The organism is Roseibium sp. Sym1 (assembly GCF_027359675.1).
Lineage (GTDB): Bacteria > Pseudomonadota > Alphaproteobacteria > Rhizobiales > Stappiaceae > Roseibium.
This window is the reverse complement of sequence record NZ_CP114786.1, coordinates 23,447-36,296: the sequence shown is the minus strand read 5'-3', so window position 1 is coordinate 36,296 and position 12,850 is coordinate 23,447. Positions and strand designations below refer to the sequence as shown.

Genomic DNA, 12,850 nt, shown 5'->3' with positions numbered 1-12,850 from the left:
CCTGGATCAGGGACACCCCTTTTCGGCCCAAAGGCGCAGCGCATCCTTGAAGGCTCCGCCGTAGGGATGTTGCTTGGCCGCGGCAGGCGCATCGTCGGAGATATAGGTCCGGGCCTGTTCGCACAGATTGGCCTGTTCCCATTGATGGCAGGCCGCACAGGTCTTGTCCTTCCAGACCGCTTCGGGGAGGCCGTCAATCGGTGCGAAACGGGGAGATCCCCTGATCAGTTCCGAGATGCTGCGGGTGGCGAGCTGCGGATCTCCCATGCCAAGAGGGGCATTGAACGCGACCGTGTCCGGCAGTGCGCTGTTCCCTGCCGAAGGTGCGGTCTGCTCGCCGGCGACCGGTGGTTCCGGCGGGCGCTCATCGGCGTCGGGATCTGTCCGCTGTTGATTGTTCACGATTGTGGTCAGCTCGAGCCGGGCCAGTTCTGCAAAGGCACCGTCCGGATATGTGGCGAGATAGGCCTCGTAGGCTTCCGCGGTGCCTTCCTGGCGGGCGTGCTCGATCATTTCGCGCTCGTTGTCCCGTGGCGAGACCCGCTCCGTTTTCGGCGTCTCGGGTGACGTCGTGTCGGACGCCGGCTGCATTTCTTTCGCCAGAAGCACCTGCATCAGTTCCCGGGCTTCGGAAGCATAGGCACTGTCCGGGTGCGCACGCAGGAACAACAGCAGTTGCAGGGGATCGTTGCTGAGCTTGACGGATTCCCAGAGCTGCCGGACCTGCAATTCCTCCGCCGAGGGCTGCGTGAGGGGGTTGAACTGGAAATCGACGGTCAGCGAAGACGTGTCCCAGGGGGTTTGAATGTTTCCGGTTGCCTTCAGGACATCATTGCGGACTGTCTTGAACAGGGTCTCGATGGGCAGGCCGGGGGTCTGCAGGTGGCTTGCGAGTGCCTGCGTGAACGGGCTGTTGCCTGTGTCGCCGTCAACGGCGACCTCGCCCGGTGCGGTTGAATAGGCAAGGAACGTCCCGCGCGGCGCCTTCATCTCGGCAAGGCCGTTGTCGCCGAGATCGGGGACAGAGGTGAACGGGTTGTTCCGGCAGGCATCCAGGATGACGATATTGGTGCGGTTGCGGGCGGAGAACATCTGACGCAGTACGGCTTGCGCCGGAACGCCTACAAGGCTGAGGTCGGCCGCGTCCTGAAGCTCGATGTCGACCGGGAGGAGAAAATTTGTGCCGAAGGACTGGACGCCGTGACCGGCATAATAGAACAGCCCCGTGGCATCCGCACCGGCCGCGCGCAATCGGCTGCCGAAACGCGAGATGGCAAGGATCAAATCGTTCTGGTTCGTATCAAGGACAAGTGTGACGTCGAAACCTGTCTTGCGCAGTGCGTCAGCCATCCGCTCCGCGTCATTCACGGGATTGTCCAGCGGCGTCACGGTGCTGTACGCACTGTTGCCGACCACAAGGGCGAGCCGGGTTTCGGCACTGGCCTGCCCGGGGTGCAATCCGGCAGCCAACATGCACCAGAGGAAATAACCGATCGCGAAGCGGTACATGGTGGTCCTATTCGACAACGACAAATTCAATCCTGCGATTGCGCTGCTTTCCCTCGGCCGATGTGTTCGGGGCCACAGGCCTGCTCTCGCCGTAACCGACGCTTCGAATCCTGCCATCCGGTATCTTTTTCCCGATCAGGTATTGCTTGACCGCCTGGGCGCGGCGTTCCGAAAGACGCTGGTTCGAGGCGTCGCTGCCGTCGCTGTCGGTGTGACCGCCCACCTCGATGATCAATTCCGGGCAGCGCGAAATGATGTCCACGAGACTGTTCAGCAACGGCTCGCTGCGCTTGTCGAGCCGCGCACTGCCGCTCGGGAAGTAGATATTGTCGGTACGCGAAAGTATCTCGAACCGGCCTTCGCAGGCTTCTTCATCGAAGTTGCCTTCAGGTTCCAGCGCGGTGCTCTTGGCGGATTGTGTCGCCGGTTCGTCATCACCGTCAGCTTCCTGCAACGCCGAATTGCGTGCGAACACGAAGTCCAGAGAGACTGTTGCCGACGGGATGATGACGACACCGGCGGCCTCTTCCAGCTTCTTGATGCCGCCGTCCAGCCCAAAATCCGACGCGGCAACCGAGATCGGCGCGGTCGTCGAAACGGAGACAAGATCCTCGCTAAGGTAGATAACGGCAACGTCCGCCTGGATCTGTTTCGACACGCCATGAAGCTCGAGATTGAACGTGAGTGGAATGATCTTCCGCTTGACCTGTCGCAGGTCCGCAAGTTTCCGACCGTCGATCTGGGCCGAAATGACGGCTTCGGGAAACTCGAACGTTTCGAAAAAGAGGAAACGCATGCGCACGTTTCTGAGATCGATCTTGGTGTCGATCGAATCCAGAAAGACGCGGACAATTGCTGATCCGGTTTCGTCGATCGTGCCCTCGAACTCGGCAAAGCCGCTGGATTCCACCTTGGTAACGTTCTTGACCGACTGGAACCTCAGGGAGGACGCATCGCGCTGAAGCGTCCAGCCGCCTTCGAAGAAGTTTTCCTGCGCCACTGCATTCGGGGCGAGCAGGGTCGCGATCCACAGGCCGAAAAACAGCGTTTTCCAGATGGGCCGTAAAGCAGTCATCGTCCAGTCCTCTCAGCCCAAGCACTATCGCCGCAGGATTCCCTAACGTCATGAAAGTTTTACAAAGTTGCTGATCGAATGCAACTTGGCAATGCGCGGCGTGCGATTTGGTTGCTCGTCGGGGTCAGCCTGTCACCGGTACGTCCGCTCCTCGATCGGCGTATTGCGGATCTTTGTCAGCAGCATCTCCAGCAGTGCCTTTTCGGCCCGGTTGAGCTTGGCCTTCGGATTCCAGACCACGTGCACGTCGATCTGCGGTAGGGTGTCATAGGGCGGCAACTGCCACAGGAGGCCTTCGGCAACGTCCCGCTTGACCACGTGAACCGGCAGGGGGCCGACACCGAGACCGGCGATGATCATGCGCCGGACTTCCTCCAGGTTTGCCGACGTGCCGACGACCCGGTCCTCCAGGTCGGCTTCCGCACGCATCAGCGTCACCGGTCTGAGCGCGTCTTCCAGCCGGTCGGTGACGAAGCTGACCGCTGACTGGCCGGCGAGATCCGCCTTGGTCAGGTCGCTCTTGCCGAAGAGCGCGTGGGGCGGGCCACAGAACAGGCCGAAGAATTCCCGGAAGAGGCGCAGATATTCCAGCTTGGGATTGCGGTCCCGGACCAGGCAGACGGCAAGAGAGGCCCGGCGCGAGGTCACCGCTTCCAGCGCGTCCTTGCTGGCCGAGACGTTGATGGAAAGCGTTGCCGCCGGGTGGCGCTCGTGAAATTCGCGCAAGGTGTCGTCGAACAGAGGGCTGACCACGTGACTGGCCATGGCGATCTCGACATGACCGCGCACCTCGTCGGTGACGTCGCGCATCAGGGTGCCGAGCCTGAGGATCGATCCCTGGATCTCGACCGCTTCCTTGAAGAGCAGGCCTCCGGCTTCGGTCAGCTCGAACTGACCCGGCTTGCGGTGGATCAGCTTGCGGCCCAGTCGGTCTTCCAACCGTTTCAGGGCACTTGAAACGGTCGGCTGTTTCAGCCTCAGCCGGTCGGCCGCCCGGGTCACGCTGCCCGACTGGGCGAGCACGATGAAGGTCCTGAGCAGGTTCCAGTCCAGTTCTCGGGCAAGGCGTTCTGCCTGGATGGGGCGTAATTCCTCGGTCATTGATCAGATCTATAGTTGAAATTTCAATTATCTATTTGATCAATGAAGGCCTGCCTGCAACGCTGAAGTCAAGCAGTTTTGACAGGGGATCGGGTAGGGATGAGCGCATGAGCGTCGAAGCGCGGGAACGACGGCAACCATGGATCCTCCTGTCACCGGCGCTGACAGCGGTCGGATTGCTGCTGTTCGTGCCGCTCCTCTTTATCGTCGTCTATTCCTTCTGGCTGCGCACGGCCACCGGCGCCGACCAGGCCGGGTTCTATCTCGACAACTGGAACGAGGCGCTGACCGATCCTTTCTATCGGGACATTCTTCTCGGCACGCTCCGGATCGCGGCAATCACCACGATCGCCTGCGCCGTCATGGGCTATCCGGCCGCCTATTTCATCGCTCGTGCGCGCAGCAACAAGGTGCTGCTGCTCCTGCTTCTGATGCTGCCCTTCTGGATCAGCTACATCATCCGGACCATGTCCTGGATCAACATTCTCGGGGTGTCCGGCGCGGTCAACTGGCTGCTCCTCAACCTCGGCATCGTCGATGAGCCGATCCAGATGCTCTACAACGAGCCGACGGTGATCCTCGGCCTCGTGCACTTCCTGCTGCCCTTCATGGTGCTCAATGTCTATGTCGCGCTCGAAGGCATCGACATCTCGCTGGAAGACGCGGCCTGTTCGCTCGGCTCGACCCGCTGGCAGGCCTTCCGGGAAGTGACCCTGCCGCTGTCCCTGCCGGGGCTTGCCGCCGGCGGTCTGCTCTGCTTCGTCCTGAGTGCGGGCACCTATATCACGCCGCTGGTGCTGGGTGGTCCGACCGACGCGATGTTCGCCAATCTCGTCTTCGAGGCGATCATCACCCAGCTCAACTGGCCGCTCGGCTCCGCCCTGTCGCTGATGCTGCTCGCCGTGCTTGGCGCCCTGGTGCTGGTCTACAACCACTATCTGGGCATGGCGCAACTGATGAAGGGGCTTGGCTGATGGGCTGGAACCTGATCCGCATCTACACGCTGCTCGTCTACCTGTTCATGTTCCTGCCGGTGGCCGTGGTCGTGCTCCTGAGCTTCAACGCGAGCCAGTTCGGCAGCTTCCCGATGACCGGCTTCTCCTTCCGCTGGTTCGTCGAACTGGCCCAGAACGAGGCGATCCTCAGGGCCTTCCAGACCTCGATCGTGCTCGGCGCGCTGACGGCGGTGATCTCGACGACCCTCGGCGTTCTCGCCAGCCTTGCCCTGGTGCGCTACGAGGTCCCCGGCCGCAACCTGATCTCGACACTGCTGATCGCCCCGATCCTGGTGCCCGAAGTGGTGCTTGCGGTGGCCCTGCTGCTGTTCCTCAATTTCCTGGCCATCAACAAGAGTTTCTTCCTGCTCCTGATGGGCCACGTCATCTTCACGCTGCCCTTCGTGATCCTGGTGGTGCAGGCGCGTCTCGTCGGCATCCGCAAGGACTACGAGGAAGCGGCCCTCAGCCTCGGTGCAAGCCCGGTGCAGGCCTTCTTCCAGATCACCCTGCCGCTGTTGGCCCCGGCCGTCTTCGCCGGCATGCTCTTCGCCTTCACCATCAGCTTCGACGACATCACCGGCACGCTCTTCTGGAAGCCGGGCGGGGTGGAAACCGTGCCGACCCAGATCTTCGCCATGCTGCGCAATTCGATCTCCCCGGAGATCAACGCGCTTGGCACCGTGATGATCTTCCTCACCGTCGGATTGCCGCTCCTGGGGCTGGCAATCGCCCGGCGGATGGCCATGCAGCGCGGCGGTTAGAACCGCGCGACCAAACCAAAAACCTGAACAAGAAACCAGAGTGGACAGAAAAATGGACAGCACCAAACGTTACGAACGCTTGCGCGAACGTTATCTCAACGGCGATCTCGACCGCCGCAAATTCCTCGGCCTCATCGGTGCCGCCGGGCTGGCCTATGGCGTGCAGACACCTTTCGCGCGCCACGCCATGGCGGCCGCGGACGAGGTTCGTTTCGACGGCTGGGGCGGCGTCGTTTCCGAAGCCTTCCGCAAATACGCCTTTGACCCTTATACGGAAAAGACCGGCGTCAAGGTTGTCGACGGCACCTTTGGCGGCGGCGACGAGTATCTCTCGCGCGTCAAGGCCAGCCAGGAAGGCGAATACAACATTGCGCACCTTTCCGGCGTCTTCGACTACGCGCGCTATGTCAATCTCGGTCTGAACTCGACCCTCAACGAAGACAACATCCCGAACCTGAAATACGTCATCCCGAAGCTGACCGACGTCTTCCGCGGTGTCACGGACGGCAAGCTCTCCTGCGTGCCCTATGACTACGGCACCACCGGCATTGCCTATAACCGGAAATACATCTCCGACGAGGAAGCCAAGGAAAAGGGCGCCAAGCTGCTGATCGACGCCACCTACAAGGGCAAGATCGGCGGCTGGTCGGACTGGCGCACACGCGTCTGGTACGCCTCGCTCCAGACCGGTCAGGACCCGAACAACGCCACCGACATGGATGCCGTCTGGGACGCCGTGCGCACAAACCGCGACCTGCTCCTGAAATACTGGCAGTCCGGCGCCGAGCTGATGAGCCTGCTCGCCGAAGAGGAAATCTACGTTACGGAAGGCTGGTCCGGCCGCATCTACGCGCTGCAGGAGCAGGGCCACGACATCGGCTACATCGATCCGCCCAACGGCTTCGGCTGGCAGGAGTGCCTGTTCGTGATCAAGGGCTCGCCGATGGCCGAGGTCGAGGAGCTGCTCAACTTCATGCTGGCACCGGAAACCTCCATCGCGGTGGCCGAGGGCCAGAACTACCCGCCGGCGCTCGACCCGCAGAAGGTCGATCTCGGCAAGAAGATCCCGACCCTGCCGGCCTTCGACCCGACCGGAACCCTGGACGGCCTGACCTTCGCCAATCCGGACTACTGGAACGGTCACGAGGCGGACTGGTCCAAGGCCTTCGGCCGGATCCAGAAGGGCTACTGAGCCCGTCTTAAGGCAAAGTCTCGCTCCCTCTCCCATTGGGAGAGGGCTGGGGTGAGGGGGCTGGAGGTCTTGTATAGACCGAGAGGTCCGATCCCCTCACCCGGAGCGTTGCTCCGACCTCTCCCTGAAGGAGAGGTGACATTGAGCCTCCACGGATGGTCTCGCTCGTTTCGAGGTCATCAGGTCCAGATATTCGGAGAATTGGCGTGAGCGCAGTCACCCTCACCAACATCGTCAAGAAGTTCGGCGGCTTCACTGCCGTTCACCGGATGAGCATGGAGATACCCGACGGCAGCTTCGTCACGCTGCTGGGCCCCTCCGGATGCGGAAAGACAACCACCTTGCGGATGATCGCCGGCCTCATCGACCCTTCAGAAGGCGACATCACCATCAAGGGACAACGCATCAACGACGTGCCGATCCACAAGCGCAATCTCGGACTGGTGTTCCAGAATTACGCGCTTTTCCCGCACAAGACGATTGCCGAAAACGTGGCTTTCGGGCTCAAGTACAGGGACATGTCAAAGGCGGATGCGGAGAAGAAGGTGAAGGACGCCCTGGAGCTTGTGCAGCTCCCCCATGTCAGCGACCGGTACCCGAAACAGCTCTCGGGCGGGCAGCAGCAGCGCATAGCGCTCGCCCGTGCCATCGTGATCGAGCCGGACGTGCTGCTGCTCGACGAACCCCTCTCGGCATTGGACGCCAATCTGCGTGAGGACATGCGGGTCGAGCTGAAGCGCATCCAGCACCGGATCGGCATCACCACCGTCTTCGTCACCCACGACCAGTCCGAGGCGCTCGCCATGTCGGACCGGATCGTCGTCATGTCCAATGGCCGCGTGGAACAGATCGGTTCGCCGGAAGAGGTCTACAACACGCCCGCCAGCGAATTCGTGTCGCGGTTCCTGGGCATCTCAAATATCCTGCCGGCCACCTGCAAGGACGTGAACGGCAGCGGTCTGGAACTGGAACTGGCCGACTTCGGGCAGATCAACGTTCCCAGGGACCGGGCGCCCAATGTCGGCGAGGCCGGTCCGGCCCAACTGGTCATCCGCGCGGAGAAACTGCTACTGACGGACAAGACCGCACCGCAGGACGATCGCTTTACGTTCGACGGGGTGGTCGAGGCGGTCGATTACCAGGGCCAGGCGGCACGTTATTTCGTCCGGGTCGGCGAGCACCAGCTCCAGGCGGTCAACATGATCGACCAGCATCCGTTCCAGGAAGGTACGGCGGTTTCGGTGCGGTTTCGTCCGCGCGACTGTGCGGCCCTGCCGGGAGCCACCGCATGAGCCGCCCGGAAACCTCGCATCTCTTTTACCAGTCCCGGCAACGGCGGCCGGTGCTCGACCAGGCCCGCGGCGTCTACATGTGGGATGTCGACGGCAAGCGCTATCTCGACGGCTCCTCCGGCGCCATGGTCTGCAATATCGGCCATTCCAATCCACGCGTTCTGGAGGCCATGCGCAAGCAGATGGACAAGTCGACATTCGGCTACCGGCTGCATTTCGAGACGGAGCCCGCCGAACAGCTTGCCGCCAAGACCTCCAGCCTGGCACCGGAAGGCCTCGACAAGGTCTTCTTCGTGTCCGGCGGTTCGGAAGCTGTGGAAAGTGCCATCAAGCTGGCGCGCCAGAACGCGATTGCCATTGGCGAGGCACAGCGCACGAAGGTCATCTCGCGTGAACCGTCCTATCATGGCTGCACGCTCGGTGCGCTGGCGCTGACGGGCTACGCTCCGCTGACCGCGCCGTTCGAGCCGATGATGCGGCCGATGCCGAAGATCCCGGCACCGCGCGCCTATCTCGACGGGCTCGACCCGGACGATCTGGCAACCGGGCAGCACTATGCCAACATGCTGGAAGAGAAGATTCTCGCCGAAGGGCCGGAAACGGTGCTGGCCTTCATCGTCGAACCGATCGGCGGCGCGTCCACCGGCGCTCTGGTGCCCCCGAAAGGCTACATGAAGCGCATCCGCGAGATTTGCAGCCAATACGGCGTGCTGCTGATCCATGACGAGGTCATGTCCGGCGGTGGCCGCACCGGCAAGTTCTTTGCCGCCGAACACTGGGACGTCGAGCCGGACATCCTGGTGATCTCGAAGGGGTTCGCCGCCGGCTATGCACCGCTTGGCGCCATGGTGGCACACCGGGACATCGTTGCAAACGTGCTCGACGCCGGCGGTTTCCTGCACGGGTTCACCTATGCCGGCAACCCGCTCGCCTGTGCCGCCGGGCTGGCCGTTCTGAACGAGATCGAGCGTGAAAACCTGTGCAGGAAGGCCGCCACCACGGGAGCGCTTCTCAAAAGCGAACTGCAGAAGCTGATGGACCGCTACGCGATCATCGGCGACGTTCGCGGCGAGGGGCTGCTGCTGGCCTTCGAGCTGGTCGACGACCGCACGACGATGCAGCCATTGCCTCGCGAACTCAATGCCTTCAACCTTCTGGTCGACATTGCCTATGACAACGGCCTGATCATCTATTCCCGCCGCACCCGGGGCGGCTACAGCGGTGATCATTTCCTGATCGCGCCGCCGATGATATCGAACGCCGACCATGTGGCCGAGATCATCGACGGACTCGATACCTCGCTCCGCCAGCTTCTCGACCGGATTTCGCAGCAGCGCGCTCAAGCCAGTTAAACACTGAAAATGACAGACAAGATCATCATAACCTGTGCGATCACGGGCTCCATTCACACACCCACCATGTCGCCGCACCTTCCGGTCACGGCCGCGGAGATCACCGGCCAGTCGATCGGTGCGGCCGAGGCCGGGGCCGCGATCCTGCATCTGCACGCCCGCAACCCTGAGACCGGCCAGCCGTCCGCCAGCGCGAGGGACTTCATGGCCTTCCTGCCGCAGGTCAAGGCCGGCTGCGATGCGGTGCTGAACCTGACCACCGGCGGCAGCGCTGTGATGAGCCTGGAGCAGCGCCTGGAGGGACCGCTCGCGGCCGAGCCGGAAATGTGTTCGCTCAACATGGGCACGATGAATTTCGCGCTCTACCCGCTGGCGAGCCGCTATGACACCTGGCAGCACGCCTGGGAAAAGCCGTTCCTGGAAAATTCCGACGATCTTGTCTTCAAGAACACACCCCGGGACATCGCCCGGGTACTCGTCAGTCTGGGCCAGGAGCGCGGCGCGCGGTTCGAATTCGAATGCTATGACGTCAGCCATCTCTACATGCTGCGCCATTTTGCCGACCGGAGCCTCATCAAGCCGCCCTTCTTCATCCAGTTCGTCTTCGGTGTCCTGGGCGGCATCGGCGCCGATCCGGAAAACCTCCAGCACATGAAGCGCATCGCCGACAAGCTGTTCGGCGATGACTACATCTTTTCCGTCCTGGCCGCCGGGCGTCAGCAGATCCCCTTCGCCACCATGGCGGCCGGCATGGGCGGCCATGTCCGCGTCGGACTGGAGGACAACCTCTTCATTGCCAGGGGGGAGCTTGCCCGTTCGAATGCGGAGCAGGTCTCCAAGATCAGGCGGATCGTCGAGGAACTCGGCCGAACCGTCGCGTCTCCCCGGGAGGCCCGGGAGATGCTGGGTCTCAAAGGTGCTGAAAAGACGGCGTTCTGACCATGGGCGACATTCTGATCAAACAGGCGGAGCGCCAGGATGCGGACCGGCTTCACCTTGCGCTGAAGCGGCTGTCCGCGGACATGGGCGACGTGCATGCCACAGGTTCTGACAGCCTGATCCGGCACGGGTTTTCGCAAACACCGGCGTTCTTCGGCCTGCTGGCGTTGCGGGACGAGCAGACCGTCGGCGCGTTGATTGCCTCGCCGGTGTTTTCCACGACACGCGGCGGTGCGGGGCTTTATGTCTCGGATCTCTGGGTGGCGGAGGAGGCGCGCGGGGCCGGGCTCGGACCGAAGCTTCTGGCGGCAGCCCTGGACCATGCACCGGAAAGCTGGACCGTCACCTTCCTGAAACTCGCCGTCTATCACGACAATCCGGACGCGCGCCGGTTCTACGAGCGCCTGGGCTTCGAGCCCCGGGAGGACGAAACCGTCCTGGATCTCAAGGGGCCGGCGCTGGACAAATTGAGGAAACGCCCATGAGAGCGGTATTCGACGAGCGCCAATGGGCGCATGACCCAAAACATTTCATGGCCAATGGAACGCGTCTGGCGAACCCGGAACAGCCGCGCCGCATCGAGGTTCTGAAAGCGGGAGCCGAGGCGGCCGGAGCCCGTTTCGAGGCTCCGGAAGATCATGGCCTCGGTCCGATCGCGGCGCTGCATTCGGCGGAGTATCTGGTCTTCCTGCAGACGATCCACGAACGCTGGTCGCGCATCGAAGGGGCATCGGACGAGGTCATTCCCAACATCCATCCCGACCGGCGCACGGCGAGCTACCCGCGCTCGGCGGTCGGCCAGGCCGGGTTTCACCAGGCCGATACCAGCTGCCCGATCGCGGCCGGCACCTGGGAGGCCGCCTACTGGTCCGCCCAGAGCGCGGTCCATGGCGCAGACCTGTTGGCTGCCGGCGAGCAGGCGGCCTATGTGCTCTCGCGCCCGCCGGGCCACCATGCCTTCGGCGATCTCGCCGGCGGCTTCTGTTTCCTGAACAATTCGGGGCTCGCGGCCGAAAGGCTCCTGAAGGCCGGAAAACGGCCCGCGATCCTGGATGTCGACGTCCATCACGGCAACGGCACGCAGGGCATCTTCTATGAGCGCGGCGATGTGCTGACCGTGTCGCTCCATGCCGATCCGGTGCGGTTCTATCCGTTCTTCTGGGGCCATGGCCACGAGCGCGGCGAGGGTGCCGGGCGCGGCTGCAATCTCAACCTGCCGCTCGTGCGCGGCACCGGCGACGACGATTACCTGAAGACGCTTCAGACGGCCTTTGATCACATTCGCGCCTTCGGTACCGATGTTCTGATTGTCGCGCTCGGCCTGGACGCCTATGAAAAGGATCCGCTCAAGGGCCTGGCGATCACGACACCCGGGTTCGGCCGCATCGGCGCGGCGATTGCCGGGCTGGGTCTGCCGACACTCATGGTGCAGGAAGGTGGCTATCTCTCCGAAGAGCTCGGCCAGAATCTCACCAGCTTCCTGAAAGGGTTCCAGGACGCATGACCGAAACCTCCGACTTCCTGGTCATCGGTGGCGGCATCGCCGGCGCGGGAGCCGCAGCGCGTCTTGCCCCGGATGCCTCCGTGACCGTTCTGGAGATGGAAGATGCGCTCGGCCGCCATGCCACGGGCCGCTCGGCGGCGATCTTTATCCGCAACTACGGCAACCAGACCCTGCGCGCGCTGAACATAGCTTCCGAGCCGGTCCTGGAAACCCCGGAGGGCATTGCCGAGGACAGCCTGCTGTCGCCGCGCGGTGAAATGCTGATTGCCACGGAAGACGAACTCGAGGCCTTCGAGAGCTACCTGAACGGTGCCGAGGGCATGGAGACCTTGAGCGCGGACGAAGCGGTCGACCTGTTTCCGCTCCTACGCAAGGAAGGCATCGCCGCGGCCGCGATCGAGCGAGACGCCCGTGACATCGATGTCGACCGGCTGCTGCAGGGATTTGCGCGTCTTGCCCGGCGGCACAGCACGCAATTCGTCATGGATGCGCCGGCGCAACGCATTAGCCGGACGGGTGGTGTCTGGCGGGTGGAAACGCCTAAGGGCGCGTTCGAGGCGCCGGTCCTGATCAACGCCGCCGGGGCCTGGGCCGACGAAATTGCCGTTCTGGCACGGGTCAGGAAAGTCGGCCTCGTGCCGATGCGAAGATCGGCGGCCATCGTGCCGCCTCCCGAGGGTATCGACATTACCGGCTGGCCTCTGGTCGCCAGTGCTTCGGAAAGCTGGTACGCCAAGCCGGACGCCGGCAAATTCATGGTCTCGCCCGCCGACGAGGACCCGGTCGACCCGCACGACGCCTGGGCCGACGACATGGTGCTGGCCGAAGGGCTCTACCGGTTCGAGCAGGCGGTCACCATGCCGGTGACCCGGGTCGAGCGGAACTGGGCGGGACTTCGGAGCTTCGTCTCCGACCGGACCCCGGTTGCCGGTTTTGCACCTGACACGGAAGGTTTTTTCTGGCTGGCCGGGCAGGGCGGTTACGGGGTACAAACGGCGCCCGCCCTCTCGCGGCTTGTCGCCGATCTTTGCCTGAAGCGTCCGTCCGAACTGTCGGACGAAGTCGTCAAGGCACTCAATCCGGCGCGTCTCGCCTGAGCCGCCGCCCTTCCCAACCAAAGGAAATAT

General features: G+C 63.0%; 12 protein-coding genes. 9 read left to right on the top strand and 3 right to left on the bottom strand.

The features are described from left to right. Positions 1-6: 6 nt before the first annotated feature. The 3 genes from O6760_RS00155 to O6760_RS00145 form a co-directional block, all read right to left on the bottom strand. Positions 7-1,527 (bottom strand): caspase family protein, encoded by a 1,521-nt coding sequence (locus O6760_RS00155; protein ID WP_269583472.1) that lies wholly within the window; start codon positions 1,525-1,527, stop codon positions 7-9. Next, a complete protein-coding gene (locus tag O6760_RS00150; protein ID WP_269583471.1) occupies positions 1,517-2,584 on the bottom strand; it encodes an OmpA family protein in 1,068 nt (355 codons plus the stop codon). The genes O6760_RS00155 and O6760_RS00150 overlap by 11 nt, the downstream gene beginning before the upstream one ends. Before the next feature lie 132 nt (positions 2,585-2,716). Further along, positions 2,717-3,685: a LysR family transcriptional regulator gene (locus O6760_RS00145; protein WP_269583470.1), complete on the bottom strand. Its 969-nt coding sequence runs from the start codon at positions 3,683-3,685 to the stop codon at positions 2,717-2,719. Between the two features lie 107 nt (positions 3,686-3,792). Between O6760_RS00145 and O6760_RS00140 the strand changes: the two genes are divergently transcribed. From O6760_RS00140 to O6760_RS00100, 9 genes are all read left to right on the top strand, one after another. Further along, a complete protein-coding gene (locus O6760_RS00140; RefSeq protein ID WP_269583469.1) occupies positions 3,793-4,659 on the top strand; it encodes an ABC transporter permease in 867 nt (288 codons plus the stop codon). Continuing rightward, a complete protein-coding gene (locus tag O6760_RS00135; RefSeq protein WP_269583468.1) occupies positions 4,659-5,444 on the top strand; it encodes an ABC transporter permease in 786 nt (261 codons plus the stop codon). The genes O6760_RS00140 and O6760_RS00135 overlap by 1 nt, the downstream gene beginning before the upstream one ends. Before the next feature lie 52 nt (positions 5,445-5,496). Continuing rightward, entirely contained in the window at positions 5,497-6,636 is a 1,140-nt protein-coding gene (locus tag O6760_RS00130) for an extracellular solute-binding protein (protein WP_269583467.1), read from the top strand. Between the two features lie 206 nt (positions 6,637-6,842). Continuing rightward, positions 6,843-7,928, top strand: coding sequence for an ABC transporter ATP-binding protein (locus tag O6760_RS00125; protein ID WP_269583466.1), 1,086 nt, complete (start codon positions 6,843-6,845; stop codon positions 7,926-7,928). Further along, positions 7,925-9,280 (top strand): aminotransferase family protein, encoded by a 1,356-nt coding sequence (locus tag O6760_RS00120; RefSeq protein WP_269583465.1) that lies wholly within the window; start codon positions 7,925-7,927, stop codon positions 9,278-9,280. Before O6760_RS00125 ends, O6760_RS00120 begins: the two co-directional genes overlap by 4 nt. Before the next feature lie 9 nt (positions 9,281-9,289). Then, on the top strand, positions 9,290-10,219 hold the full coding sequence (locus O6760_RS00115) for a 3-keto-5-aminohexanoate cleavage protein (RefSeq protein ID WP_269583464.1): 930 nt from the start codon (positions 9,290-9,292) through the stop codon (positions 10,217-10,219). A gap of 2 nt (positions 10,220-10,221) precedes the next feature. Next, positions 10,222-10,704 (top strand): GNAT family N-acetyltransferase, encoded by a 483-nt coding sequence (locus tag O6760_RS00110; protein ID WP_269583463.1) that lies wholly within the window; start codon positions 10,222-10,224, stop codon positions 10,702-10,704. After that, a complete protein-coding gene (locus tag O6760_RS00105; RefSeq protein ID WP_269583462.1) occupies positions 10,701-11,723 on the top strand; it encodes a histone deacetylase family protein in 1,023 nt (340 codons plus the stop codon). The genes O6760_RS00110 and O6760_RS00105 overlap by 4 nt, the downstream gene beginning before the upstream one ends. Continuing rightward, positions 11,720-12,820 carry an NAD(P)/FAD-dependent oxidoreductase gene (locus tag O6760_RS00100; protein ID WP_269583461.1) on the top strand — a complete coding sequence of 367 codons (1,101 nt, stop codon included), beginning with the start codon at positions 11,720-11,722 and terminating at the stop codon, positions 12,818-12,820. Before O6760_RS00105 ends, O6760_RS00100 begins: the two co-directional genes overlap by 4 nt. The last annotated feature ends 30 nt before the right edge of the window (positions 12,821-12,850 follow it).

Bases quoted from the DNA above. Each gene is read 5' to 3' on its own strand.
- O6760_RS00150 (WP_269583471.1), bottom strand. From the start codon at position 2,584: ATGACTGCTTTACGGCCCATCTGGAAAACGCTGTTTTTCGGCCTGTGG.
- O6760_RS00145 (WP_269583470.1), bottom strand. From the start codon at position 3,685: ATGACCGAGGAATTACGCCCCATCCAGGCAGAACGCCTTGCCCGAGAA.
- O6760_RS00140 (WP_269583469.1), top strand. From the start codon at position 3,793: ATGAGCGTCGAAGCGCGGGAACGACGGCAACCATGGATCCTCCTGTCA.
- O6760_RS00135 (WP_269583468.1), top strand. From the start codon at position 4,659: ATGGGCTGGAACCTGATCCGCATCTACACGCTGCTCGTCTACCTGTTC.
- O6760_RS00130 (WP_269583467.1), top strand. From the start codon at position 5,497: ATGGACAGCACCAAACGTTACGAACGCTTGCGCGAACGTTATCTCAAC.
- O6760_RS00120 (WP_269583465.1), top strand. From the start codon at position 7,925: ATGAGCCGCCCGGAAACCTCGCATCTCTTTTACCAGTCCCGGCAACGG.
- O6760_RS00115 (WP_269583464.1), top strand. From the start codon at position 9,290: ATGACAGACAAGATCATCATAACCTGTGCGATCACGGGCTCCATTCAC.
- O6760_RS00110 (WP_269583463.1), top strand. From the start codon at position 10,222: ATGGGCGACATTCTGATCAAACAGGCGGAGCGCCAGGATGCGGACCGG.
- O6760_RS00105 (WP_269583462.1), top strand. From the start codon at position 10,701: ATGAGAGCGGTATTCGACGAGCGCCAATGGGCGCATGACCCAAAACAT.
- O6760_RS00100 (WP_269583461.1), top strand. From the start codon at position 11,720: ATGACCGAAACCTCCGACTTCCTGGTCATCGGTGGCGGCATCGCCGGC.